Source organism: Micromonospora sp. WMMD737 (assembly GCF_049179055.1).
In the GTDB taxonomy this organism is placed as follows: domain Bacteria; phylum Actinomycetota; class Actinomycetes; order Mycobacteriales; family Micromonosporaceae; genus Micromonospora; species Micromonospora reichwaldensis.
Map to the genome: position 1 here is coordinate 753,258 of NZ_JBMHMH010000001.1, position 23,246 is coordinate 776,503.

The 23,246-nt window shown below is 74.6% G+C and carries 20 protein-coding genes and 2 pseudogenes; 14 read left to right on the forward strand and 8 right to left on the reverse strand.

Annotated elements, in window-relative coordinates:
* Positions 1-121 precede the first annotated feature (121 nt).
* The 4 genes and pseudogenes from ACN27A_RS02635 to ACN27A_RS02650 form a co-directional block, all read right to left on the reverse strand.
* Complete coding sequence (locus ACN27A_RS02635) at positions 122-1,018, reverse strand: bifunctional helix-turn-helix transcriptional regulator/GNAT family N-acetyltransferase (protein ID WP_421449534.1); 897 nt, start codon at positions 1,016-1,018, stop codon at positions 122-124.
* Between the two features lie 164 nt (positions 1,019-1,182).
* Positions 1,183-2,547: an endo-1,4-beta-xylanase gene (locus ACN27A_RS02640; RefSeq protein ID WP_421449536.1), complete on the reverse strand. Its 1,365-nt coding sequence runs from the start codon at positions 2,545-2,547 to the stop codon at positions 1,183-1,185.
* A gap of 332 nt (positions 2,548-2,879) precedes the next feature.
* Positions 2,880-3,716 (reverse strand): annotated as a pseudogene (locus ACN27A_RS02645) (MFS transporter); the annotation flags it as partial.
* Between the two features lie 31 nt (positions 3,717-3,747).
* Positions 3,748-4,188: a hemerythrin domain-containing protein gene (locus ACN27A_RS02650; RefSeq protein WP_421458355.1), complete on the reverse strand. Its 441-nt coding sequence runs from the start codon at positions 4,186-4,188 to the stop codon at positions 3,748-3,750.
* A gap of 221 nt (positions 4,189-4,409) precedes the next feature.
* Here ACN27A_RS02650 and ACN27A_RS02655 point away from each other — a divergent pair, with 221 nt between their 5' ends.
* From ACN27A_RS02655 to ACN27A_RS02665, 3 genes are all read left to right on the forward strand, one after another.
* Positions 4,410-4,616 carry a hypothetical protein gene (locus ACN27A_RS02655; protein WP_132239043.1) on the forward strand — a complete coding sequence of 69 codons (207 nt, stop codon included), beginning with the start codon at positions 4,410-4,412 and terminating at the stop codon, positions 4,614-4,616.
* A gap of 155 nt (positions 4,617-4,771) precedes the next feature.
* The gene (locus ACN27A_RS02660; RefSeq protein ID WP_421449538.1) at positions 4,772-5,542 is read left to right on the forward strand and encodes a rod shape-determining protein; all 771 of its coding nucleotides are present in this window, start codon (positions 4,772-4,774) and stop codon (positions 5,540-5,542) included.
* A gap of 115 nt (positions 5,543-5,657) precedes the next feature.
* A complete protein-coding gene (locus tag ACN27A_RS02665; RefSeq protein ID WP_421449540.1) occupies positions 5,658-5,924 on the forward strand; it encodes a potassium transporter TrkA in 267 nt (88 codons plus the stop codon).
* A gap of 34 nt (positions 5,925-5,958) precedes the next feature.
* On the opposite strand, the gene ACN27A_RS02670 is transcribed toward ACN27A_RS02665, so the two are convergent.
* Positions 5,959-7,074: a DUF4185 domain-containing protein gene (locus tag ACN27A_RS02670; RefSeq protein ID WP_421449541.1), complete on the reverse strand. Its 1,116-nt coding sequence runs from the start codon at positions 7,072-7,074 to the stop codon at positions 5,959-5,961.
* A gap of 253 nt (positions 7,075-7,327) precedes the next feature.
* Here ACN27A_RS02670 and ACN27A_RS02675 point away from each other — a divergent pair, with 253 nt between their 5' ends.
* From ACN27A_RS02675 to ACN27A_RS02685, 3 genes are all read left to right on the forward strand, one after another.
* On the forward strand, positions 7,328-9,286 hold the full coding sequence (locus ACN27A_RS02675; protein WP_421449543.1) for a SpoIIE family protein phosphatase: 1,959 nt from the start codon (positions 7,328-7,330) through the stop codon (positions 9,284-9,286).
* A gap of 148 nt (positions 9,287-9,434) precedes the next feature.
* Positions 9,435-9,785 (forward strand): YciI family protein, encoded by a 351-nt coding sequence (locus tag ACN27A_RS02680; RefSeq protein ID WP_421449545.1) that lies wholly within the window; start codon positions 9,435-9,437, stop codon positions 9,783-9,785.
* Between the two features lie 5 nt (positions 9,786-9,790).
* Positions 9,791-11,083, forward strand: coding sequence for an RNA polymerase sigma factor (locus ACN27A_RS02685; protein ID WP_421449547.1), 1,293 nt, complete (start codon positions 9,791-9,793; stop codon positions 11,081-11,083).
* 88 nt (positions 11,084-11,171) lie between these two features.
* Here the strand turns inward: ACN27A_RS02685 and ACN27A_RS02690 are convergent, their stop codons facing one another.
* A complete protein-coding gene (locus tag ACN27A_RS02690) occupies positions 11,172-11,603 on the reverse strand; it encodes a MaoC/PaaZ C-terminal domain-containing protein (protein WP_421449548.1) in 432 nt (143 codons plus the stop codon).
* Between the two features lie 167 nt (positions 11,604-11,770).
* Positions 11,771-12,157, reverse strand: a pseudogene (locus tag ACN27A_RS02695) (hypothetical protein); the annotation flags it as partial.
* A 180-nt stretch (positions 12,158-12,337) separates the two neighbouring features.
* Between ACN27A_RS02695 and ACN27A_RS02700 the strand changes: the two are divergent.
* Genes ACN27A_RS02700 through ACN27A_RS02735 form a run of 8 tightly spaced genes read left to right on the forward strand, consistent with a single transcriptional unit; the run spans position 12,338 to position 22,375 of the window.
* On the forward strand, positions 12,338-13,294 hold the full coding sequence (locus ACN27A_RS02700; protein WP_421458356.1) for an ABC transporter substrate-binding protein: 957 nt from the start codon (positions 12,338-12,340) through the stop codon (positions 13,292-13,294).
* Entirely contained in the window at positions 13,291-14,175 is an 885-nt protein-coding gene (locus ACN27A_RS02705) for an ABC transporter ATP-binding protein (protein ID WP_357577105.1), read from the forward strand. The genes ACN27A_RS02700 and ACN27A_RS02705 overlap by 4 nt, the downstream gene beginning before the upstream one ends.
* Positions 14,172-14,999, forward strand: coding sequence for an ABC transporter permease (locus tag ACN27A_RS02710; RefSeq protein WP_132239069.1), 828 nt, complete (start codon positions 14,172-14,174; stop codon positions 14,997-14,999). The genes ACN27A_RS02705 and ACN27A_RS02710 overlap by 4 nt, the downstream gene beginning before the upstream one ends.
* A 50-nt stretch (positions 15,000-15,049) precedes the next feature.
* Positions 15,050-17,059: a hydantoinase/oxoprolinase family protein gene (locus ACN27A_RS02715; RefSeq protein ID WP_421449550.1), complete on the forward strand. Its 2,010-nt coding sequence runs from the start codon at positions 15,050-15,052 to the stop codon at positions 17,057-17,059.
* Positions 17,060-17,062: 3 nt separating this feature from the next.
* Positions 17,063-18,640, forward strand: coding sequence for a class I adenylate-forming enzyme family protein (locus tag ACN27A_RS02720; RefSeq protein ID WP_421449552.1), 1,578 nt, complete (start codon positions 17,063-17,065; stop codon positions 18,638-18,640).
* The gene (gene purB, locus ACN27A_RS02725) at positions 18,640-19,998 is read left to right on the forward strand and encodes an adenylosuccinate lyase (protein WP_421449554.1); all 1,359 of its coding nucleotides are present in this window, start codon (positions 18,640-18,642) and stop codon (positions 19,996-19,998) included. The genes ACN27A_RS02720 and purB overlap by 1 nt, the downstream gene beginning before the upstream one ends.
* Positions 19,995-20,756, forward strand: coding sequence for an enoyl-CoA hydratase/isomerase family protein (locus ACN27A_RS02730; RefSeq protein WP_421449556.1), 762 nt, complete (start codon positions 19,995-19,997; stop codon positions 20,754-20,756). The genes purB and ACN27A_RS02730 overlap by 4 nt, the downstream gene beginning before the upstream one ends.
* A complete protein-coding gene (locus ACN27A_RS02735) occupies positions 20,753-22,375 on the forward strand; it encodes a thiamine pyrophosphate-binding protein (RefSeq protein WP_421449557.1) in 1,623 nt (540 codons plus the stop codon). The genes ACN27A_RS02730 and ACN27A_RS02735 overlap by 4 nt, the downstream gene beginning before the upstream one ends.
* Before the next feature lie 8 nt (positions 22,376-22,383).
* On the opposite strand, the gene ACN27A_RS02740 is transcribed toward ACN27A_RS02735, so the two are convergent.
* A complete protein-coding gene (locus ACN27A_RS02740; RefSeq protein ID WP_421449559.1) occupies positions 22,384-23,208 on the reverse strand; it encodes an IclR family transcriptional regulator in 825 nt (274 codons plus the stop codon).
* Positions 23,209-23,246 lie beyond the last annotated feature (38 nt).

Sequence of the window (23,246 nt, forward strand, 5' to 3'; positions counted from 1 at the left end):
CAGGGCGGGGTTCCGATCGAGGGCTGCCCGGCTGCCCGATCACGTCCGGCTCAGGAACATCGACAAGTATCTATTAATGCGGAGGGTCCGGCAAGTGCCGGCCGTCCCGCCGCTCGCGCCGTCACCGGGTCAGGCGCTTCTCGAACCAGTGGTGGGCGTACGGCTCGTCGTTGTACGCCTCGATCTCGCGGTAGCCGGCCGCCCGGTACATCGCGATCGCCTCGGTGAGGTTGCGGTTCGTGTCCAGCCGGACGGCGCTCCAGCCCCGCTCGGCGGCGTGGCGTTCCAGCTCGCCCAGCATCCGCCGCCCCAGCCCGAGCCCGCGTACGGAGTCCGCCACCCAGACCCGCTTGATCTCGGCGGGCGCGCCCCGGTGGAGCTTCACCGCGCCGCAGCCGACCGGCTCGGCGTTGAGGGTGGCGAGCAGGAACACGCCGGCCGGTGGGACGAGTTCCTCGTCGTGGACCGGCTTGCTGCGGGCCGGGTCGAACCCACCGTCGAAGCGCCGCGCCACCTCCCGGGCGTACGCGCGCATGCAGGCACGGGCCCTCGGGTCGCCGGGCGGGCAGGGCTCGATCAGCACCATCGACGCGACGAGCAGCCGTTCCACCTCGGCCATCGCCGCGACGAGCCGCTCGCGGCGTCGCCCGGTCAGCGGGGCGAGGATCGACCGGGCGAACTCGTCGGAGCGCTCGTCGAGTTCGGTCCACTCGGCCCGGCCTGCGGCGGTCAGCGTGGCGACCCGGACCCGCCCGTCCCCGCCCACCTGGTCGGATGGCCCGACGGTGACGAGCCCGTCGCCCTCCAGGGCGCGTAGGAGGCGGCTGAGGTGCCCCGAGTCCAGCCCGAGCCGGGACCGCAGCGCCGCGACCTCGGCGCCGCCGGGGCCGATCTCCCACAGCAGGCGGGCCTGGGCGAGGGGGCGGGCGCGCGCCATGTACTCGTCGTCGAGCGCCCCCACCCGCTGGGTCACCGTCCGGTTGAACCGCCGCACGGCGGCGATGAGCTCCGTCTCCATGAAACCTGACCTTAGTCAGCTATACCCGGTCCGCGCCAGCGCCGCCCGGCGGCGGAGTGCGGTCGCGTCCGCGTACCGCTGGCGACCCGGCCCGGGCCCGTGGCCCGGCGGCCCCGGGGCGGCGCGGTGGGCGCCGTCCCCGGGGCCGCCCGGTCACCCGACGGTCAGGAGGCGGTGCAGGAGCGCACCTGCGGGCGCGTCCAGTTGCCGTTGGCCATCGTGGTGAACCCGAAGACGTTGCCGCTGCCGTTGGAGCGCATCGTCATGACGTTTCCGCTGCCGTCCCAGCTCGGGGTGCCGTTCCAGGTGGCGGAGACCTTCTGCGGGGGCGTCACCGCGACGACGACGGTCCAGTTGGTGGCGCCGCTGACCGTGACGTCGCTGTTGAACCGGTCGCCCCACCGGGTGCCGTCGCGCAGGGTGGCGGTGCAGCTGCCGCCCGGCGGCGGGGTGGTCGGGCCGGTCGTCGGCGGCGGCGAGGTCGGCGGGGGCGTGCCGTTGTTGAGTGCGGCGAGGACGGCGTCGTACGCGGGCTTGCGGTTGCCGCCGTTGTCGAACAGCAGCGGCGTGTCGGAGGCCCGCCAGGAGTCGCTGTCCCGGATGCCCCAGACGGTGATGCCCGTGCACCGGGCCACCGCGAGGCAGTCGTTGACCACGTTGCGGTACGTGGTGGGCGAGGCCCCCGCGATGTCCAGTTCGGTGATCTGCACGTCGACGCCGAGCGCGGCGAAGCTGGACAGGGTCGTGCGGTAGTTGCCCGGGTAGGGCGATCCGCTGTTGAAGTGCGACTGGAGGCCCACGCAGTCGATCGGCACGCCGCGCTGCTTGAAGTCGCGGACCATCGCGTAGACGGCCTGGGTCTTCGCGTGGCTCCAGTCGTCGGTGTTGTAGTCGTTGTAGCAGAGCTTGGCGCCGGGGTCGGCGGCCCGGGCGGCCCGGAACGCCGCCTCGATCCAGTCGTTGCCGGTGCGCTGGAGGTTCGAGTCGCGCCGGGCCCCGCTGCCGCCGTCGGCGAACGCCTCGTTGACCACGTCCCAGGCCACGACCTGACCACGGAAGTGGGTGGCCACCTGGGTGACGTGGTTGAGCATCGCCTGGCGCAGCGCGCTGCCGCTCATGTTCTGCATCCAGCCGGGCTGCTGCGAGTGCCAGGCCAGGGTGTGGCCCCGCACGCTCATGCCCCGGCTACGGGCGTGGCTGACGATCCGGTCGGCGTTGCCGAAGGTGAACTGCCCCTGCTGCGGCTCGGTGGCGTCGATCTTCATTTCGTTCTCGGGCGTCACCGAGTTGAACTCGCGGTTCAGGATCGTGACGTAGGTGTTGTCGCTGAGCTTGTTGGCGGCGACGGCGGCGCCGAAGTAGCGACCGCGCTCCGCCGCCGACGCGCCCAGCGTGGTCCCGGCGCTCGCCGCGCCGGGCAGGACCGTGGCGCCGGTCGCCGCGAGCAGTCCCACGGCGGCGACGACGATGGCCGCGCGCGCCCGCGAACGCGATCTCGACCGGGTGTCCCGGGGGTGCCTCTCGGTCATTCCTGCTCCTTCCGGGGCCGGTCCGCACCGTCGGGGGGCGGACCGGAGTGGTGGGGGTGTGCCGGATCAGGGCCGCCCCGGCGGGCTGCGGCGCACGGGCCGCGAACCCGCCGTCATCGACCCTGATGGATGTGGAGTATGGCAGCGCCGCGCGCGGCCGAGCAAGAATTTCCGGAAAAGTTTCGGTAGCCCCTGGGCCTGTCGCATCGGCGGATTCGTAGTGCTCGCAGGTCAGCGAGCAGTCATAGAGGACGGCGGGCACTCGCGCTGATCTTCGTGCGATCAGGGTGAGTGCCCGCCGGTCGGATTTTCCGGGATGATTCCGTAACGCGTCAGGGGTCGCGCCTGGCCAGGCCGCCCATCTTCACCGCCGTGAACACCGCCGCGGCCAGCGCGACGTCGGAGAGCAGCATCAGACCGATCGCGTACGACCCCTGCACGCCGTACACCCAGCCCATCACCAGCGGCGGGACGAACCCGCCGAGCCCGCCGGCGGCACCGACCAGCCCGGTGACCGCGCCCACCTGGTCGGCGGGTGCGACCCTGCCGACGAGGGCGAACACGGCCCCGCTGGACGCGCCGAGCAGCACCGCCATCCCGAGCAGCGCGACGGTCGCCACGGGCAGCAGGGCGGGCTCGAACGCCTGCACCACCGCGAAGGCGGCCACCCCGGCGAAGCACCACACCAGCACCGGCACCGGGTGCAGCCGGTCGGAGAGCCAGCCGCCCAGCGGGCGGGCCAGGACGGCGAGGACCACGAACCCGGCGGTACGCAACGCGCCGTCGGCGGCGTCCAGGCCGTAGGCGGTGCCCAGGTACGCGGGCAGGTACACGCTGAAGGCCACGAACCCGCCGAAGCCGACCGCGTACAGGAAACACAACTGCCACGTCACGGTCAGCCGGCCCACCGTGGCCAGACGCGCCCACGCCGACCCCGTCGGCCGGACGCGCTCCGGTGCGTCGCGCAGCAGCAGGAACGCCAGCACCGCGTAGCTGGCGAGGATCGCGGCCACCAGCAGGAAGGGCGCCCGGTCGCCGTAGGCGTCGGCGAGCCGGACGGTGGTGAAGTTGGCGATCGCCGTGCCGCCCATGCCGATGCCGAACACGCCGATCGCGAAGCCGCGCCGCGCGGGCGGGTACCAGCCGGAGACCAGCGGCACGCCGACGGCGCAGCGGCGGTGACGGCCCCCCGGGTGCGCCCTACCGCGCGGCACCGGCCGCCGGGGTGATCCGGTCCCAGGCCGGGATGGGCAGCGCGATCACCGCGGCCGGGAAGAGGCCGTGCTCCTCGTTGTCGATGTGCCGGTGGAGCCGGTCCAGGGCGGCCAGCACCGCCGGCCAGTCGGGCGCGGTGCGGTCGACGGCGCCTAGGACGCCGTGGATGTCCTCGTGTTCGGCGCAGAGCTTCGCCACCGCGTCGGCCAGGCTGCCCTCCGCCCGCAACTCGACGAAGAGCCCCTCCTCCTCGGTGGCGGTGTGCGGGATCAGCAGGGCCAGCAGCGCGTCGAGCGCCGCCGGTGCCTCCGCGCCGCCGGCCCGCACCGCGTCCCGCACCCGGCCCGCCGCGTTGGCGATCGCCTCATGCTCGGCGGAGAGCCGACCGATCAGGGGGAAGTCCCGGCAGCCGCAGTAGTTGCACATGCTGATCATCTCCAGGATCCGGTGGCGTCCGGTCCCATCCTCGGCGCGGCGGCGGCACTGACGGCAGGGCCGACCGGCCCGGTACGCCGGGGCGACGGGCCCACCCCGCTCGCCGCCCTCCCACCAGCGCCCGGTGCACGCCCGCTCGCCGCCCGCCTGTAGGGCCCGCCCGCCGGGCGACGGCGTGGCTGGCCGGCAGGTCGCCCGGCTATGGTGGGCGCATGCAGGATCGGCACGGGCTCCGCCGCGCCGGCAAGCGGGTCTCGCTGCCGGCGCTGCTGATGCTGACCGTGCTGCTCATGGTGCTCTCCGCGGCCCGGTCCGTCGGGCTGTGCATCGTCTTCCGGAGCACGCGGCGGGCCATTCCCGGCTGCGTGCCCGCCTGGTCGGCCGACCGCGCTCCGCCCGGGCTGACGTTCGCCGTCTGAAGCCCGTCCGCCTCCCCGCGTCCTCGACGCGGGCCCCTGGCTTGGAGCACCATGCCGACCCTGCCGCATTCTCGATCCATCCTGTCCCCGTCCGTCGACGACGGACCCCGACCCGGGGCGTACGCCGTCGTCGCGGCCGTCCCACCCCGGGGGCGGTGACCGTGCTGACCCCCGGCGCGTACGCCCGCCTCGGCCTGCGCCATCCCGTCGCTCTCGACCTGGGCACCTCGACGGTGCGGATGTGGACGCCGACGTCCGGCACGGTCGTCGCCGAGCCCGCCGTCGTCGCGTGGAACTCGGCCGGCGCCCAGGCCGTCGGGCGAGCCGCCATCGCGCTGCGCGACACCGGCGACGTGAAGCTGGCGTGGCCGGTGCGGCACGGCGTGGTGACCGACTTCTTCGGCTGCGTACACCTGCTGCGGGTGGTGGCCGCGGCGAGCGGACGGCCGGGCGACGACGTCTCCCCGGTCGTGGTCGGCGTGCCGGCCACCGCCACCCTGCGGCAGAAGGACCTCCTGGTCGCGGCGGTCCGCCACGCGTTCGGCGGGCGGGTCGCCACGGTGGAGGAGCCACTGGCCGCCGCCCTGGCCTGCCGGGCCGACCTCGACGGCGACGACGTGGTCGCCGTCGACATCGGACAGGGCCGCACCGAGATCGCCCACATCGCCGACCGTGCGGTCGAGGCGGCCGAGCGTGTCGACGTGCCCAACGCCCTCGACCAGGTGCCGCTGATCGCCGCCGCGGTACGACGCCTGGGCGCGCGGCCCGGGTGGCGGGGACGCCGCCGGCTGCTGATCACCGGCGGCGGGGCGGTGCACCCCGAACTCGGGGCCCGGCTGGCCGCGCTGACCGGCCGGGTCGTCACGATGCCCGCCGATCCGCACCTGGCCACGCTCGCCGGCCTGCGCCTGCTGCTCACCCGCTGAGGCGGTGGGCCGGCCGCGCCGCCTCCGGTGCCGTGTGGCCGGCCCACCGCGCCACCTACCCCCGCCGCGCCGGGACCGAACCGTTCCGGCCCTCCCGCATTCCCTGGAGTATCCGATGGACGTCGAACTGACCCCGCTGCCCGGTATCGGGTTCCGCCGCATGTTCACCACCGACGCGGGAGTGCGCGTCGGGGTGGTGACCCACCACATCGGCGGCCGGCGTGAGCTGGTCTACCCCGACGGCGACGACCCCGACGCCACCCGCAGCATCACCCTCACCCACGACGAGGCCGTCGTGCTCGCCGGACTGCTGGGCCTGCTCGACGTCCTCGACGTCACCGGGCCCGGCGCCCTTACGACCACCCCACCCGCCGGCGGGTGAGCTGCCGGACCGGGCGTGGGTGACGGCAGCGGGCTCACGCCGACCCGACGAACTGGCTGACGTGGTAGGCGGTGCTGCGGTTGTCGGGCGTCCTGGTCCACTTCGAGACCATGAGGTGCAGGTCGTTGGCCCGCCGGCTGGACCACGGGTGGATGAAGCCGCCGTAGAGGCCCGGTTCCTGCCAGGAGGTGACCTGGATCCGCTCGGCCGTCCAGACCCGGTCCGGCCCGTCCGCCGTGCGCGTGACGATGCACCCGGTGGCGCAGTTCAGGTACGACATCACCCAGGTGCCGTCGGCCAGCCGCCGCACCGAGGGCTCGCCGAAGCGGCCGGTGAGGATGGGCGTGCACGGGCGGCCCCAGCCCCAGTTGCTGCCGTTCCAACCCCAGCCCTCGTACGACTCGGGGGAGAACAGCCGGTCCCAGCGGACCCGGCGCAGCATCATCGGCCCGTGCTGGCGCCCGGCGCGCACCGAGAAGACGTACACCCAGTCCCCGTCGCGCTGCATCGTCCACATCTGGAACGGGTCGGTGTTGGTGGCGTCGTTCCACCACTTCAGCGGCGTACGGATGAAGTCGTTGCCGTTGTCGCTGTAGGCCAGCCCGGCGTAGCGCGAGCGCCAGTGCGGCCCGGCCGGGCCGGCGGAGTTCCAGTTCTCGATGCTCATGTACGACACGAGCTGCCGGCCGGTCTCCGGGAAGGCGATGCCGTCGTTCGGGATGACGGTCACCTCCCACAGCCCGTCGATGCCGATGCCGTGGTGGCCGTTGTGCATCAGCTCCGGGGCCCGGCCGTTGCCCGCCACCCGGGCGGCGCTGTCGAAGACGATCCCGCCGGCGGCGCCCGGGTGCACGGCGGAGCGCAGCAGCACCGGCGAGCGCCAGTCGTTCGGCACCGGCGGACCTTCGGGCCACGGGGTGTCGAACGTGTCGCCGAACAGGTAGCCGATCGAGCCGTTCTCCAGCACGTACGGTATGCCCAGGTCCGTGCCCGCCACGCGCCACCGGTGGTTGGTGTCGAGGTCGGCGCCGGTCAGGCGCTTCTTCCAGGCGGCGGCCTGGGCCGTGCCGGGGGCGAGGACCGGCGCGACGGCCGTGGCCAGGCCGGCCGCGGCGACCGTGCCGAGCAGCGAGCGGCGGGTGATCGTCATGACCGTCCTTGTCGCGTCGGGGCCGGGCGCCGCCGGCCGCATCGAACTATCGGCGTCAATGTAGGGCTGGAACCTACGGCCAACCCGGTGGCGTGGTCAAGGACCGCCGGCGCGCGCCCCGAGGCCGCCCCGCTGGCCGGCGGCGGGCTCCGGTACCGGAGCCCGCCGCCGGCCAGCGGCACGTGGCGGATTGGACGGGTGGGCGCGGGCATGACAGGGTGCTGCTGGTGGGCACGGGTGAGGGCGGACGTCGGTGACCGCTCCGCATGCACGCTGGTCCTCCGGTGACCCGCAGGCGGTGCTCGACGGGTTCGAGCAGCTGCCCGGATTCGTGTGGATCTTCGAGGGGCCCGAGCTGCGGGTGGTGGCCGCGAACCCGGCGGTACGCGCCGCCGTCGGCGACCGCAGCGGCCTGATCGGTGAGCCCTTCCGTCGGGCGGTGCCCGAACTTGCCGGCCAGCACGTCTTCGAACTGCTCGACCAGGCACTGCACGGCATCCGCTCGCACGGCTACGAGCAGCGCGTCCTGACCGACCGCAACGGCGACGGCACGCTGACGGAGGCCTTCTACACGTTCGACATGGCGCCGTGGCGCAACCCGGACGGCTCGGTGCGCGGGGTGATCGTGCAGGCCGTCGACGCCACCCCCGTGGTGGCCGCCCGGCAGGCCGCCGAGACCGCCGCCGCCACCGCCGAACGGCGCTACCGGCAGGCCGCCGGTCTGGTCCTGGAACTGCAACGTAGCCTCCTGCCCGACGTGCTGCCCGTCCTGCCGCACGTCCAGGTCGCCGCCCACTACCTGGTCGCGAGCAGCGACCTCGTCGCCGGCGGGGACTGGTTCGACGTGGTTCCCCTGCCCGACGGGCGGCTGGCGCTGACCGTCGGCGACGTCGTCGGGCACGGCGCCACGGCCGCGGCGGCCATGGGCCAGCTCCGTACGGTCGCTCGGCAGGCGTTGCAGTCGGGCGGCGACCTGTCACAGGTGCTGGCGGTCCTGGACGACTTCGCGGCCCGCGCCCTCGCGACCCGGGCGGCCACCACCTGCCTCGCGGTGCTCGACCCCCGCGACGGGGCGCTCGAAGCGGCCAGTCACGGGCACCCGGCGCCGCTGGTGGTCGGCGCCACCGGCGACAGCCGGTACCTGCCGCTGGCACCGGCGGGGCCACTGGGCACCGGAGCGGGCCCCGCCCCGGTGCACACCTGCCGGCTGCGGGCCGACGACGTCCTGCTGCTCTACACCGACGGCCTGATCGAGCGACCCCGGCAGAACCTGCACGACGGCGCCCGCGTCCTGGCCGACGCCGCCGCGGCGGCCCGGCGGGCGATACTGGACGCGGCCACGACCGTCCCGCAGCGGCTGCCCGACCGGATCTGCACCCTGGTCACGGAACGTCTCGCCCTGGCTGGCGGTGGCTTCGGCGACGACACCACGCTCCTCGCCGCCCATCTTCTGCCGGAGCCCGTCGCGCCCCTGCACCTGACGCTGCCCGCCGACACGACGGCGCTGCGGCCGATGCGTCAGGTCATGGGCGACTGGCTCGCCCGGCTCGGGGCCAGCGGCCCGGACGTGAGCGACCTCGTCCACGCCGCGGGGGAGGCCGCCACCAACGCCGTCGACCACGCCTACCCGGATGGCACGTCGGGGACGTTCACCGTGCACGGCGCCCTGGACGACCAGGGCGTCGTGCACGTCACCTGCACCGACGAGGGACGGTGGCGGCCACCGGCGCGCGACCCGGGCGGTCGCGGCCGTGGGCTGACGATGATCCGTGGCCTCGTCGACCGGGCGGAGGTCAGCCACACCGACGCGGGCACCACCGTGAGCATGCACCACCACATCGGCCAGGCCGCCAACGTCACCACCGCCGCTGCCGCCCAGGCGGCCGGCCCCCACAAGCAGGCCACCGTCGCTGACGAGTTCGCCGCCGCTGTCGTCGAGGCCCCGGCGGGCCGGGAACTGCGGGTGCGGGGGCCGGTGGACCTGGTCACCGGCCCTCGGCTGCGCGCCGCGATCATGCAGGCCAGCCGTGGCGGCAGCCTGCCGCTGACCATCGACCTCACCCCGGTCACCCACCTGAGCAGCACCGGCGTACGGGTTCTGCACGAGGTCGCCCGCATCGTCGCGCACCTGCGCGTCACCGCCTCCCCGCAGAGCCCCGCCCACGCCGTGCTGGAACTGACCGGGCTGGGTCACCTCCTGCCGGAGGCCTGAGTGAACGACGGGTTGCACCGGTAGCCGGAGCCGCGTCGGGAAAGAATCTTCGGGCGGGCTGTCCAATCGGCCGTCCCCCGTCCGTAGTGATGTCGTACGGCGTCGCCCGGTACGGCAGCGGCGACGCGACACTGAGGGGAGTCGGATCATGAAGTACATGTTGCTCATCACCGCGGGTGCGGTCGGCGAGGACGGCGGGGCCGCCGGCTGCGACGTCAGCGACTGGATGGCGTACGACAAGCAGGTGCGCGAGGCAGGGATCCTGGTCTCCGGCGAGTCGCTGGCGGACCTGGTCACCGCCACCACCGTGCGGGTCGGCGAGGACGGCAGGCGGACCGTCACGGACGGGCCGTTCGCCGAGACCCGCGAGATCCTCGGCGGCTTCTACGTGATCGACGTGCCGGACCTCGATGTCGCGCTCGACTGGGCGGCGCGCTGCCCCGGCGCGCGCGGGAACGGCGCCGTCGTCGTCCGGCCGGTCGCCGAGTTCGGGGGCTGAGCGCGGTGGGCGGAGCGCCCGCCGACACCGGGGGGACGGACGAGGCGCCGGCGGCGGTCGTGGAGGCCGTGTTCCGTGAGGAACGCGGCCGGCTGCTGGCGGCCCTCGTCCGCCGCTTCGGCGACCTGGACCTGGCCGAGGAGGTCACCTCCGAGGCCGTCGAGGCGGCGCTGACCCGGTGGCCGGTCGACGGCGTTCCGCCCAGGCCCGGCGCCTGGCTGATGACCACCGCGCGCCGCCGGGCGGTCGACCGGCTGCGCCGGGACCAGGCCCTCGCCGCGCGGCTGGCCATCCTCCAGGCGGAGGCGGACCGGGCGGAGCCCGCCCCCGCCCGGATGCCGGGCGGCGAGCTGCCGGACGAGCGGCTGCAGCTCTTCTTCACCTGTGCGCACCCGGCTCTCGCGGCCGAGGACCACGGGGCGCTGACCCTGCGCTACCTGGCGGGCCTGACCACGCCCGAGGTGGCCCGCGCCTTCCTGGTGCCGACGGCGACGATGGCCAAGCGGATCACCCGGGCGAAGAAGAAGATCCACGAGGCCCGGATCCCGTTCCGCGTGCCCGGGGCGCAGGAGCTGCCGCAGCGGCTGCCGGGCGTGCTCCAGGCGGTGTATTCGATCTTCACGGAGGGGTACGCGGCCAGCGGGGGCCCGCGCCTGCAGCGGCTCGACCTCGCCGAGGAGGCCATCCGGCTGGCCCGGATCCTGCGCCGGCTGCTGCCCGCCGGCCGGGAGGTCGCCGGGCTGCTCGCGCTCATGCTGCTGATCCACGCCCGTCGCGACGCCCGCACCGGCCCGAACGACGAGCTGGTGCTGCTCGACGAGCAGGACCGTGGGCGCTGGGACCGCCGCATGATCGCCGAGGGCCTCGACCTGGTGCCCGTCGCGCTGGCCGGCGGCCCGCCCGGCCCGTACGGCGTGCAGGCCGCGATCGCCGCCCTGCACGTCGAGGCGGCGGACCTCGCCACCACCGACTGGCCGCAGATCGTCGCGCTCTACGACGTGCTGCTCGCCCTCGCGCCGTCCCCGGTGGTCGCGCTGAACCGGGCGGCGGCGGTGGCGATGCGCGACGGCCCGGAGGCGGGCCTGGCGCTGCTGGACGAGCTGGCCGACGAGCCGCTGCTGCGGGGCCACCACCCCTACCCGGCCGCCCGGGCCGACCTGCTGCACCGCCTCGGCCGGCACGCCGACGCCGCCGGGGCGTACCGGGAGGCGCTCGGCCTGGCCGGCACCGAACCCGAACGGGCCCTGCTGCGCCGCAGGCTGGACGCGGTCGAGCGGCTCCGCGCGCCGGGCCCGTGACGGCGTGACCGCCGACCGCGGCCAGACGGTCCCGTAGGCCCCGCCCCGCCGCGGTCGGCGCCTCACCGTTGGGCGGGCAGGCGGGCGGTCACCGGGCGGAGACCGCCAGCACGCCCCGGTCCAGGACGACCCGTCCGGTCCCGTCGGTGGCGCGGAAGACCACGCCGTACGGGCGCCGCCAGGCGTGCACCGTCAGGGTGTCGCCCGGGTGCAGCGGGGCGTCGAAGCGGACGCGGACGTGCCGGACGCGGGTCGGGTCGTCGCCGACGAGGGGCAGCAGGAGCCGGCCGGCGAAGCCGAAGGTGCACAGGCCGTGCAGGATCGGGCGGGGCAGCCCGGCCCGACCGGCGATGGCCGGATCGGAGTGCAGCGGGTTGCGGTCTCCGCTGAGCCGGTAGAGCAGCGCCTGGTCCGGGCGGACGGTGGCGACGATCCGGTGCTCGGGCGGGTCGGCCGGCGGCTGCCAGCGGGCGGGCCGGGCGCGACGCCCGCCGAATCCGCCGGCGCCGATGACGAACATGGCCCGGCGTACGGTGCCGACGAGCGCGCCCGCCGGGTCGTGGAGCCGGGAGACGTGCGCGGCGTGGCGTGCGGCAGCAGCAGGTGCGGCACCCCGTCCAGGCCCTCGACCAGGGCGCCGCTGCCCTGGTCGTGCAGGGCGGTCACGGCGGCGGTGGTGTGCACCTGCCCGGCGGGTGACAGCGGGCGGAACAGGGTCAGCGCCTCCTCCGCGTGCCGGATCGCGGTGACTTCGCCCAGGGGCGGCGGGTCTGCGGCGAGCACGCTGGCGAAGGTCGGCAGCACCCGCTGCGGGTGTCCGGTGGAGTTCTCGGTGGTGAAGCGGAGCTCCGCCGCCGGGTCGCGTTGTCCCGCGCCGACCCCGAGGGCGTAGAGGATCGTCTCGGTCGGGGTCCACGTCCGCTCCAGCGAGGTGCCCAGTCCGACGAGCGCCTGCGCGACGAGCCGACCGCCGCTGGCGGATCCTTGACTACGCAGAGTGGTCGACCCGGTCGCCTCGGCGGTGGGCGGCGGGTGCGGCCGGGCGGCATGGGCCCGTTTGTCCTGCGTGTTCATCGGGCTCCCGGTTTGTGATCGCGGATTCGACCCGTCAGCTGGCGATCATCGACGGCTACTGTCTGTTGCAGGAAGGTGAGGTCGAATCTCTTGACTGCGCCCACCGTCCGGCAGTAGCGTCCCATATTAAGCAACGGTAACCATAATATGAGCCGCTAGGTATCTGGGGTAGCCATGAGAATGCGAGCATTGCGAGCTGCGGTAGCAGCCCTGCTGGTGACCGCCGCCGTTGCGGCATGCGCGGAGAACCAGACCCCGACCGAGTCCGGTGGCGGCGAGGCGGCCCCGTCGGCGGCGGTCAACTTCGGCGTCGGCGTCGACCCGGCGTACTCCCCGATCTACCTCGCCGACCAGGAGAAGCTGTTCGGAGCCAACGGCCTGAACGTCACCGTCACCCAGTTCCAGGAGGGCACCGGTGGCCTCGACGCGATCCTGGCCAAGCAGGGCCAGTTCACGGCGAGCACCGAGTCGAGCCTGCTGAACCGGGCCACCCGGGGCGACATCAAGGGCCTGGCCGTCTTCTCGCAGTCGCCCAGCTTCATCAAGCTCGTGGCGCGCTCCGGCGTCAGCGACGTATCCGGCATCAAGAAGTACGGCGTCGTCCCCGGCACCGTCAACGAGTACGCCACCAACAAGGTCCTCGCGGCGCGCGGCATCAGCCGGGAGTCCGTCGAGTTCGTCAACGCCTCGCCCGCCGAGATGCCGGCCCTGCTGCAACGCGGCGACGTGGACGGCTACATCATGTGGGAGCCGTGGCCGTCGCGCGGCGTCGCCAACGGCGGCAAGGTCCTGCTGACCAGCGGCGACATCGGCTACGTCTACAACCTGGTGATCGGGGTCGACGGCGCCTGGTACGAGGCCAACAAGGAGACCGCCAAGAAGGTCGTCCAGACCATCGGCCAGGCGTGCGAGCAGCTCACGAAGGACCCCGCCAAGGCGGGCACGGTCACCGAGAAGGCCATCAAGGTGCCGGCGAAGGAGGCCCAGACGCTGCTGGAGGGCGTCCAGTGCCAGGTCCGCGACTTCACCGACGACGACCTCAAGCGCTACGGCGAGATCGCCCAGTTCCAGCAGGACAGCAAGATCGTCACCCAGAAGGCGGACCCGGCGACCGTCATGGTCAAGGGGGTGGCGTGACAGTCGACGGCACCGCACCCGCCACGACCTTCGCCGGCCGACCCGCCAGCCGCGCCGGCTCCCCGATCCGCATCAGCGACGTCGACATCCGCTTCGGCGAGTTCGTCGCCGTCAGCGGCGCGAGCCTCGACATCGCCGCCGGTGAACTCGTCTGCCTGCTCGGCCCGAGTGGCTGCGGCAAGTCCACTCTGCTCAACGCGGTCGCCGGCTTCGTCCGGCCGGCGGCCGGCGAGGTGACCTGCGGCGGCGAGCCGGTGACCGGACCCGACGTGTCGCGCGGCGTGGTCTTCCAGAGCGCCGAGGCGCTGTTCCCCTGGCTGACCGTACGCCAGAACGTCGCCTTCGGGCCGCAGATGCGCGGCGTGCCGAAGGCCCAGCGCGACGCGGTGGTCGAGCGGTACCTGGCGATGGTCGGCCTCGCGCACAGCGCCGAGCGGTTCCCCGAGCAGCTCTCCGGCGGCATGCGCCAGCGGGCCCAGCTCGCCCGGGTCCTGGCCAACGACCCCTCGGTCGTGCTGATGGACGAGCCGTTCGGGGCGCTGGACGCCCAGACCCGGCTCGTGATGCAGGTCGAACTCGACCGGATCTGGCGCGAGACCGGCGCCACGATCATCTTCGTCACCCACGACATCGGCGAGGCGATCCTGCTCGGCGACCGGATCGTCACGATGACCGCGGGACCGTCGGCGGCCATCAAGAAGGACTACCGCTGCGACCTGCCCCGCCCCCGTGACCTGACCGATCCGGCCTGCGCGGCGCTCTTCCGGGAGTTGCGTGAGGACATCGGCGCCGAGGTGGCCCGGACGCTGCGCGCCCAGGGGCTCGACGACGGCCACGACGGGCGGCCCGGCGCGGGCGACGACCGGACGGAGGGGCGATGACAGTCGAGGCACCCACCGTCCCCGACCGCACCAGGGCGGCGGCGACGACCGGCCCCCGCCGCAACCGCTGGCCCCGGCTGACCCGCATCGGGCTGTCGGTCCTGTCGGTGCTGCTCGGCGTGCTGATCTGGGACCTGGTCAGCCGCAACTACACGGCCTTCTTCCTGCCCTCGCCGCGGCTCACCCTCGACGGCGCGGTCGAGCTCGTCCGCGACGGGACCCTGTGGGACTCGGTCAGCGCGTCCTCGACCCGCATCCTCACGGGCTGGCTGCTCGGCGTGCTCGTCGGCGTGCCGATGGGTCTGCTGATGGGCTGCATCCCCTGGCTGCGGCTGATGCTCGACCCGTACATCCAGTTCTTCCGCTTCGTGCCGCCGATCGCCTTCGTCACCCTGGCCATCATCTGGCTCGGCCCGGGGGAGGCGTCGAAGGTGGCGCTGATCTTCTACACCACCGTCTTCATCGTCGCCCTCAACACCCTGGCCGGGGTGCTGTCGGTCAACGAGATCCGGATGCGGGCGGCCCGCGCGCTCGGCGCCGGCCCCGTACGCAGCCTCGTCTCGGTCGTGCTGCCGTCGACGGTGCCGCACGTGGTCACCGGGGCCCGGCTGGCGATGGGCAACTCGTTCCTGACGATCGTCTCCGCCGAGATCGTCGCCGCCCAGAGCGGCCTGGGATCGCTGATCTGGACGGCGCGCAACTACGCCAAGACGGAGTGGGTCTTCGTGGGCATCATCGCCCTGGGCCTGCTCGGCTACCTCTTCGACTGGATCCTGCGTCTGGTCACGGGACGGACCCTGCGCCGCTACGGCGTCAACTTCTAGCGGCCCGACCCGTCGCCGACGCCATCCACCCCCTATCCGAAAGGCTCGCCATGCTCTGCATCGGCGTCGACATCGGTGGCACCTTCACCGACGTCATCGTCTACGAGCCGGCCACCGCCCGGCTCGCCGAGGCCAAGACCCTCTCCACCCCGCACGATCCGGCGGCGGCGATCTTCGAGGGCCTCGCCAAGCTCGGTGTCAGCCTGGACACGGTCGACCGCTTCGTGCACGGCACCACCCGGGTGACCAACGCGCTGCTCGAAGGCTCCGGCGAGCCGGTGTCGGTGCTGGCCACCGAGGGCTTCCGGGACGTGCTGGAGATGGGCCTCGGGCACCGGCCCCGCCTCTACAGCGTCAAGGAGAGCGCCCGGCCGCCGCTCGTCGCGCGCCGGCACCGGCACGTGCTGCGCGAACGCATCGGCGCCGACGGCAGCGTGGTCCGGCCGCTGGACACCGACGAGCTGGACGAGGCCCTCGACCGGGTGGCCGCCGCCGGTCCCCGGGCGGTGGCGGTCTGCCTGCTGCACTCGTACCGCAATCCCGCCCACGAGCGGGCCGCGGCGCGGCGGCTGGCGGAGCGGTACCCCGACCTGGTCTGCACCGTCTCCTCCGACGTGGTGCCGGAGCAGGGCGAGTACGAGCGGTTCGCCACCACCGTGCTCAACGCCAGCGTGCGGGCGACCGTCGCCGACTACCTGCGCGGACTCGGCGGCGCCCTCGCCGACGGCGGCTACGCCCACCCGCTGTCGATCATGACGAGCAGCGGCGGTGTCGTCTCCACCGAGGAGGCCGGGCGGCTGCCGATCAACCTCGCCCTCTCCGGGCCCGCCGGCGGGGTCGCCGCCACCGTGCACCTCGCCTCGCTCGCCGGCTATCCCAACGTCATCACCTGCGACATCGGCGGCACCAGCACGGACGTCTGCCTGATCAAGAACGGCGCGCCGTTGATGACCAACGACGGGAAGATCGCCGGCTACCCGAACCGCACCTTCCAGGTCGAGATCAACACGATCGGCGCCGGCGGCGGCTCGATCGCCTGGCGCGACCGGGGCGGGGAACTGCGCGTCGGGCCGCGCAGCGCCGGCTCGACCCCCGGTCCGGCCGCGTACGGCCGGGGCGGCACCGAGCCGACCACCACCGACGCGCACCTGCTCGTCGGCCACCTCGACCCGCAGGAGAGCCTGGGCGGGGAGGTGCCGCTCGACCCCGACGCGGCCCGCACCGCCCTGGCCGGGCTGGCCGGCGACTTCGGCCTCGACGAGCTGGACCTGGCGCACGGCATCCTCACCCTCGCCACGGTCAAGATGACCAGCGCGATCAAGGAGATCTCCGTCGCCTGCGGGCACGACCCGCGCGACTTCGTGCTGATGCCCTTCGGCGGCGCCGGCCCGATGCACGCCACCGACCTCGCCGACGAACTCGGCATCCGTCGGGTCCTCGTTCCGCCGGTGCCGGGCAACTTCTCCGCGCTCGGCTTCGTCACCGCCCAGGCCCGCCACGACTACGTCCGTACCGTGCTGGTACCGGCCGACGACGACGGCCTGGCGGCCGTGCGGGCGGCCTTGGCCGACCTGCGCGACACCGCCCTGGCCCAGCTCAAGGCCGAGGACGACGTGGAGCCCGACCAGGTCAGCTTCGGCCTGTCGGTCGGCATGCGGTTCCGGGGCCAGAGCTTCGACCTCGCCGTCGCCCTGCCCGAGCTGCCGGCCACCGCCGACGAGCTGGTGGCGGCCTTCCACGCCGCCTACGCCGAGCGGTACGCCTACACCCGCTCCGACCACCCCGCCGAGATCGTCAACTGCCGGCTCACCGCGTTCGGGCCCCGCCCGGCCGTCCGCTTCGCCGCCCCGACCGGCGGCCCGGCGCAGCCCGGCAGGACCCGTCTCTACCGCCCGGGCGGCTGGGTCGAGGCGACCGTGTGGCGCCGCGCCGACCTGGGGCCGGGCTGCGCCGTCGTCGGACCCGCCGTCGTACGCGAGAACGGCAGCACCACCGTCGTCGGCGGCGGATGGGCCGCCACGGTCGACGACCACGGAAACCTGCTGCTGACCAAGGAGTGATCCGTGATCCCGCCAGCCCTCGACCTCACCGTGCTGGAACGCGCCGCGCGGCAGCCGGACCGCGCCCTGTACGTCTTCGACGATCCGGCCCGGCCGGTGACCACGGGGGAGTTCGCCGACCTCGCCGGCCGGGCCGCCGCCGTCCTGGCGGCCCAGGGCGTCGGCCGCGGCGACCGGATCGCGGTCTGGGCCGAGAACGGGCTGGCCTGGCTGGTGCTGCTGGCCGCCGCGGCCTGGCGGGGCGCCGCCCTGACCACCCTGCACCCCGGCCTCACCGGGCCCGAGCTGACCTCGGCGCTGGCCCGCAGCCGGCCCCGGCGCCTCTACGCCGCCGAGCGGGTCCGCGACCGGCACGGTCCGTCCACCGTCACGCGGGTCCTGGCGGCGCTGCCGCCCGGCGAGCGCCCGGACGGCTGGCACGTCCTCGACGCGGACCTGGGATCCGGGGCTCTGTCGGGGCTGCCCGGCTGGGACGGCCCGGTTCCCGCACCCGTGGGTGATCCCGACGCCCCCTGCAACATCCAGTTCACCTCGGGCTCCACCGGCCCGGCCAAGATGGTGTCGCTGAGCGCCGGCAACCTGCTGGCCAACGCGGCCTGGACGGCCGAGGCGGCCCGGCTGCGCGCCGACGACCGGATCGCCTCGCCGCTGCCCCTGGCCCACGCGGCGGGGCTCGGCAGCGGGGCGATGCTGGCGCTCGTGACGGGCGCGCTCTGGGTCTCCGCCCGCCGGTTCCGCACCGAGCCGGTCCTCGACCAGATCCAGCGGCACGCGTGCACGGTGGTGCAGGCCGTGCCCACCATGGCGTCGATGCTCACCGACCGTGTCGAGCGGGAACCCGGACGCTGGGACCTGTCGTCGCTGCGGGTCGGCTTCCTCGGCGGCGCCACGTGCACCCCGGCGCTGCTCACCCGCACCCGACGGGTGCTCGGCCTGGACCGGGTGGCGGTCGTCTACGGCCAGACCGAGGCCGGCCCGACGATCAGCCTGGACCCCGGCGACGGGACCTGCGGCGCGCCCGGTGACACCGTCGGCCGCGTCCTGCCGGACCTCCAGGCCACCGTGGTCGACCCCGCCACCCGCGCCCCGCTGCCCGCCGGGCAGGTCGGGGAGCTGCTGGTACGCGGCGCCTCGGTCACCCGCGGCTACGCCGACGACCCGTTCACCACCGCCGCCACGATCACCAGCGACGGCTGGCTGCGCACCGGCGACCTGGGCGCGCTCACCGACGAACGGGTCCTCACCCTGGCCGGCCGGATCAAGGAACTGATCATCCGCGGCGGCGAGAACGTGCACCCCGCCGAGGTCGAGGCGGTGCTCGCCGACGACCCGGCCGTGGCCCGGGTGTGCGTCCTCGGCGTGCCGTCGGCCCGCTGGGGGGAGGAGATCGCGGCCCTGGTCGTGACCGTCCCCGGCGGGCACTGCGACGTCGACCGGCTCACCCGCACCGCCACCGAACGGCTGGCCCGGCACAAGGTGCCGACTCTCATCCGTACCGTCGCCGACCTGCCGCTGCTGCCGTCCGGGAAGGTCGACCGGCGGGCCGCCCGGGAACTGCTCGTCGCGGAGGGGGAACGCTGATGCAGCTCGGATCGTGCTTCCTGGACTCGCTGACCGTCACCAGCTTCTTCGGCAACGCCGAGATGCGCGGGGTCTTCAACGACCGGCAGCTCATGCAGTCCTGGCTCGACGTCGAGGCCGCCCTCGCCCGGGGCCAGGCGAAGCTGGGCATCATCCCATCCGCCGCCGCGCAGGCGATCACCGAGGCCGCCCGCGTCGAGCGGCTCGACACGGCGGTGCTCGCCGCCGACGCCGCCGACACCGTGCACCCCCTGGTGCCGCTGGTACGGGCGCTCACCGCCGCCTGCCCCGGCGACGCCGGCCGCTACGTCCACCTCGGCGCCACCACCCAGGACGTGATGGACACCGGCTTCGTCCTGCGGGCCCGCGACGGCCTGGACATCGTGCAGCGGCAGGTCGACGAGCTGGTCCGCGCGCTGCGGCGGCTCGCGCTGCGCCACCGCGCCACCCCGATGGCCGCCCGCACCCACGGGCAGCAGGCGCTGCCGACGACGTTCGGCCTGCGCTGCGCGGTGTGGCAGGACGAGCTGCAACGCCACCGCGTCCGGCTGCGGCAACTGCGCCAGCGGCTGCTGGTGACCAGCATGGGCGGCGCGGCCGGCACGATGGCCGGCTACGGCGCGCAGGCGTTCGCGCTGGAGCAGGCGGTCGCCGCCGACCTGGGACTCGGCGTCGCCGACACCCCCTGGCACGCCACCCAGGACCGCTTCGCCGAGTGCCTGATGGTCTTCGGCCTCGTCGCCGCCAGCGCCGAGAAGCTGGCCCGGGAGGTCTACTTCCTCGGCCGCACCGAGGTCGGCGAGGCGTACGAGTCGCAGCGCGCCACCCAGGTCGGCAGCAGCACGATGCCCCACAAGCGCAACCCGATCCGCTGCGAGGCGGTGATCGCCGCCGCCGGCACCCTGCGGGCCCAGGTGCCCCTGGCGTTGCAGACCATGGTCGCCCAGGACGACCGGGACATGGGCGTCGGGATGACCCTGTGGAAGCTGCTGCCGGAGTGCTTCATCCTGCTCGGCGGCGCGATGCAGCGGCTGGTCGACGTCTTCGGTGACCTCGGCGTCAACCCCGACCGGATGCGCGCGAACCTCGACCTCACCGGCGGGCTCGTGCTCTCCGAGGCGGTGATGCTGCGCCTGGCCGGTCCGCTCGGCCGGGAGCAGGCCCACCACCTGGTCATGCGGATCGTCCGCGACAGCCTCGATGCGGGCCGCCCGTTCGCGGAGACGCTGCGCGCCGACCCGCAGGTGACCGCCGCCCTGCCGGCGGAGGAACTCGCCGGCCTGCTGGACCCGCTGTCGTACGTCGGCCACGCCGCCGCGCTTGTCGACCGTGCCCTACTGAATACGGAGTCGCCATGACCGCCGCACACCATGCCGACGAGTCCGTGCTGCTGCACCGCGACGGCCGGCTGGCCCGGGTGACGCTGAACCGGCCCGCCCGGCGCAACAGCTTCGACCTGGCGATGCTCGCCCGCTTCGAGGACGTGCTGCACGAGCTGTCCCGCGACGAGGGGACCGAGGTGGTCGTGCTCACCGGCGCCGGCACCGCGTTCTGCGCCGGCACCGACCTGCACGAGCTGGCCACCCTCGACGCCCGCGCCACGATGTCGGTGCAGCGCCGCACCGCCGAGCTGGTCGAACGGTGGTACCGGCTGGAGCAGAGCACCGTCGCGGCGTTCAACGGCCCGGCCATCGGCTCCGGCGCGGTGCTCGGCCTGGCCAGCGACCTGCGGGTGGCCGCCGACACCTGCTTCGCGACCTTCCCGGAGGTCGGCTTCGGCATCCCGCTGACCTGGAGCGGCATCGCGATCCTCGCCGACCTCGTCGGCGCCGACCTGGCCAAGCGCTGGCTGCTGCTCGGCGACCGGATCCCCGCCGACGAGCTGCGCGACCTGCGCCTGGTGACCGAGGTGGTGCCGCCGGAGCGGCTCGCCGACGCCGCGACCGGGATCGCCGAGCGGCTGCTCGCCACCTCCCCGGTCGGCCGGTCGATGACCAAGCGGGCCGCCCGCCTGGCCGGGCCCCGCTTCGAGGCCGCCGCCAACGACTCCTACCTCGGCGCGCTGAGCGTGGCGCTGCGCCCCGCCGGCGACTACCTCGCCCGGGACCCCCGGTGAGGGCCGGCGAGGCGATCGCCGACGCCATCGTGGCGCACGGGGTCGACACGATCTTCGGGCTGCTCGGCGACGCCAACATGTTCCTGGTCGCGGACCTGGTGCAGCGCCACGGCGTCCGGTTCGTGGCCGCTCGCAACGAGAACGCCGCGGTGATGATGGCCGACGGCTGGGCCCGCGCCACCGGCCGGTGCGGGGTCGTCACGGTGACCCAGGGCCCCGGCCTGGCGGTCGCCGGCGCCGCGCTGACCATCGCCCGGCAGGCCGGCACGCCGCTGGTGCTGATCGCCGGCGACACCCCGCCCGGCGACCCGCTGCACGTGCAGAGCTTCCCGCAGCAGCCGTTCGCGCTGGCCACCGCCGGGGCGTTCGTGCCCGTGGCGGCGCCGGCCACCGCCGCCCGCGACGTCGGCCTGGCGTTCCGGGCCGCCGCCGAACGGCCCGGCCCCGTCGTCCTCGACGTGCCCATCGACCTGCAGGACGAGCCGGTGCCGGCCGGTGCCGCGCCCGCGCCGGCCCGCGCGGTGACGCACCGGCCCGCGCCGACGCCGCCCACCGACGCGGCCGTAGCCGACCTCGTCGGCCTGCTGGCCGCCGCCCGCCGCCCGGTGCTGCTGGCCGGGCGGGGAGCCGAGGCGGCGGCCGACGGCGTACGCCGGCTTGCCGACCGCTGCGGCGCGGTGCTCGCCACCACCGTGCTGGCCGCCGGGCTCTTCGCCGGGCACCCGTACCACCTGGGGGTGGCCGGGGGCCTGGCCCGCCCGCTGACCCGGCGGGTGCTGGCCGACGCGGACCTGGTGGTCACCTTCGGCGCCGGACTCAACCGGTGGACGGCCGACCACGGCGCGCTCTTCCCCGCGGCGCGGGTGGTCGCCGTCGACGCCGACGCGCGGGCGCTGGGGGCGCGCTGGCCCGTCGACCTGGGGATCGTCGGGGACGCGGCGGCCACCGCGCGGGCCGTGACGGCCCGGCTCGACCCGCGCGAGCGCCCGGACTGGCGCAGCCCCGCCCTGGCCGCGCAGATCGCCGCGGCCGACCCGTTCGACGGCATCGAGTTCGTCGAGGGGGCAGCGGGGATCGACCCCCGGGCGTTCATCCGGATCTGCGCCCGCCGGCTCCCGGCCCGGCGCACCACCGTGGTCGGGGTGGGGCAGTTCGGCGGCTGGCCCAACCTGCTGCTCGACTCGTCCGCCGTGGACCGCGCGTTCATCGCACCCTGGGAGTTCGGCAGCATCGGCGTCGGCCTGCCGTACGCCGTCGGGGCCGGGGTGGGCCGCCCGGACCGGCCGGTGGTCGCCTTCGAGGGCGACGGCAGCCTGCTCACCGGCCTCGGGGAGCTGGACACCCTGGCCCGGGTCGGTGCGCCCGTGCTGCTGGTGGTCCTCGACGACGGCGGCTACGGCGCGGAGGTGCGCAAGTTCGGCCCGCGCGGCGTCGACCCGGCGCTGGCCCGGTTCCCGGCCCGGGACCTGGCCGCCGTGGCGCGGTCCCTTGGCGTACCGGCCTGGACGGTCACCGACCAGGCCGGCGCGGAGGCGGCGTTCCACGAGGTGCTGCCGGTGACCGGGCCGGCGGTGCTGCACGTGCGGATCCTGCCCGAGGTCACCCAGGAGCGGTTCTGACGGTGCGGTCAGTCGCCCCACCTGTCGCCGAAGCCGTGGCCGAGCTGCCGGGACAGCTCGGCGGCGGTACGGCAGGCGGCGTCGGCCAGCTCCCGGGTGCGGGTGTCGTCCAGGCGGAAGATCGGCCCGGAGATGCTGATCGCGGCGGTGACCCGGTCGTGCCGGTCGCGTACGGGGGCGGCCACCACCCGCAGCCCGTGCTCGCTCTCCTGGTCGTTCAGCGCCCAGCCCTGCTGCCGCACGGTGGCCATGTGCGCCACGAAGGTGTCCAGGTCGGTGATGGTGTTGCTGGTCAGCGCCCTGAGCGGCACGGTGGCGAGCAGGGCGCGCAGGGCGTCGTCGTCGTGGTCGACGAGCAGCGCCTTGCCGGCCGCGCTGCACCACAGCGGGATGCGCCGGCCGAGGCGGCTGACGAGCTGCACGTTGCGGGTGCCCTGCACGACGTAGAGCGAGATGGCGTCGGAGCCCTCCAGGACGGCGAGGTTGACGCTCTCGCCCTCGTGCTCGGCGAGCTGGTGCAGCAGCGGCCGGGCCAGCGCGTGCAGGTCGATGCCGGCGAGGAAGCGGGCGCCCAGCTCGAAGACGGCGACGCCGAGGCGGTAGGTGCCGTTCTCCTCGTTGCGTTGCAGGAAGCCGGCGTCGGCCAGCGCGCGGAACAGCCGGCTGGCCGTGGACTTGTGCAGGCCCAGTTCGCGGCTGACGTCGCTGACCTTGCGCTCGACGGCGTCACCCCGGAAGGCCAGCAGGACGCCCAGGGCGCGGTCCAGCGCCTGGGTGCCCGACTCGCGTGGGGCGGCGCCCTCGTCGGGCGTCGGGTCAGTGGCGTACGACATCTTGCTTCCCTGCCTTTCCGGCTGCTAGGTTTCATAAT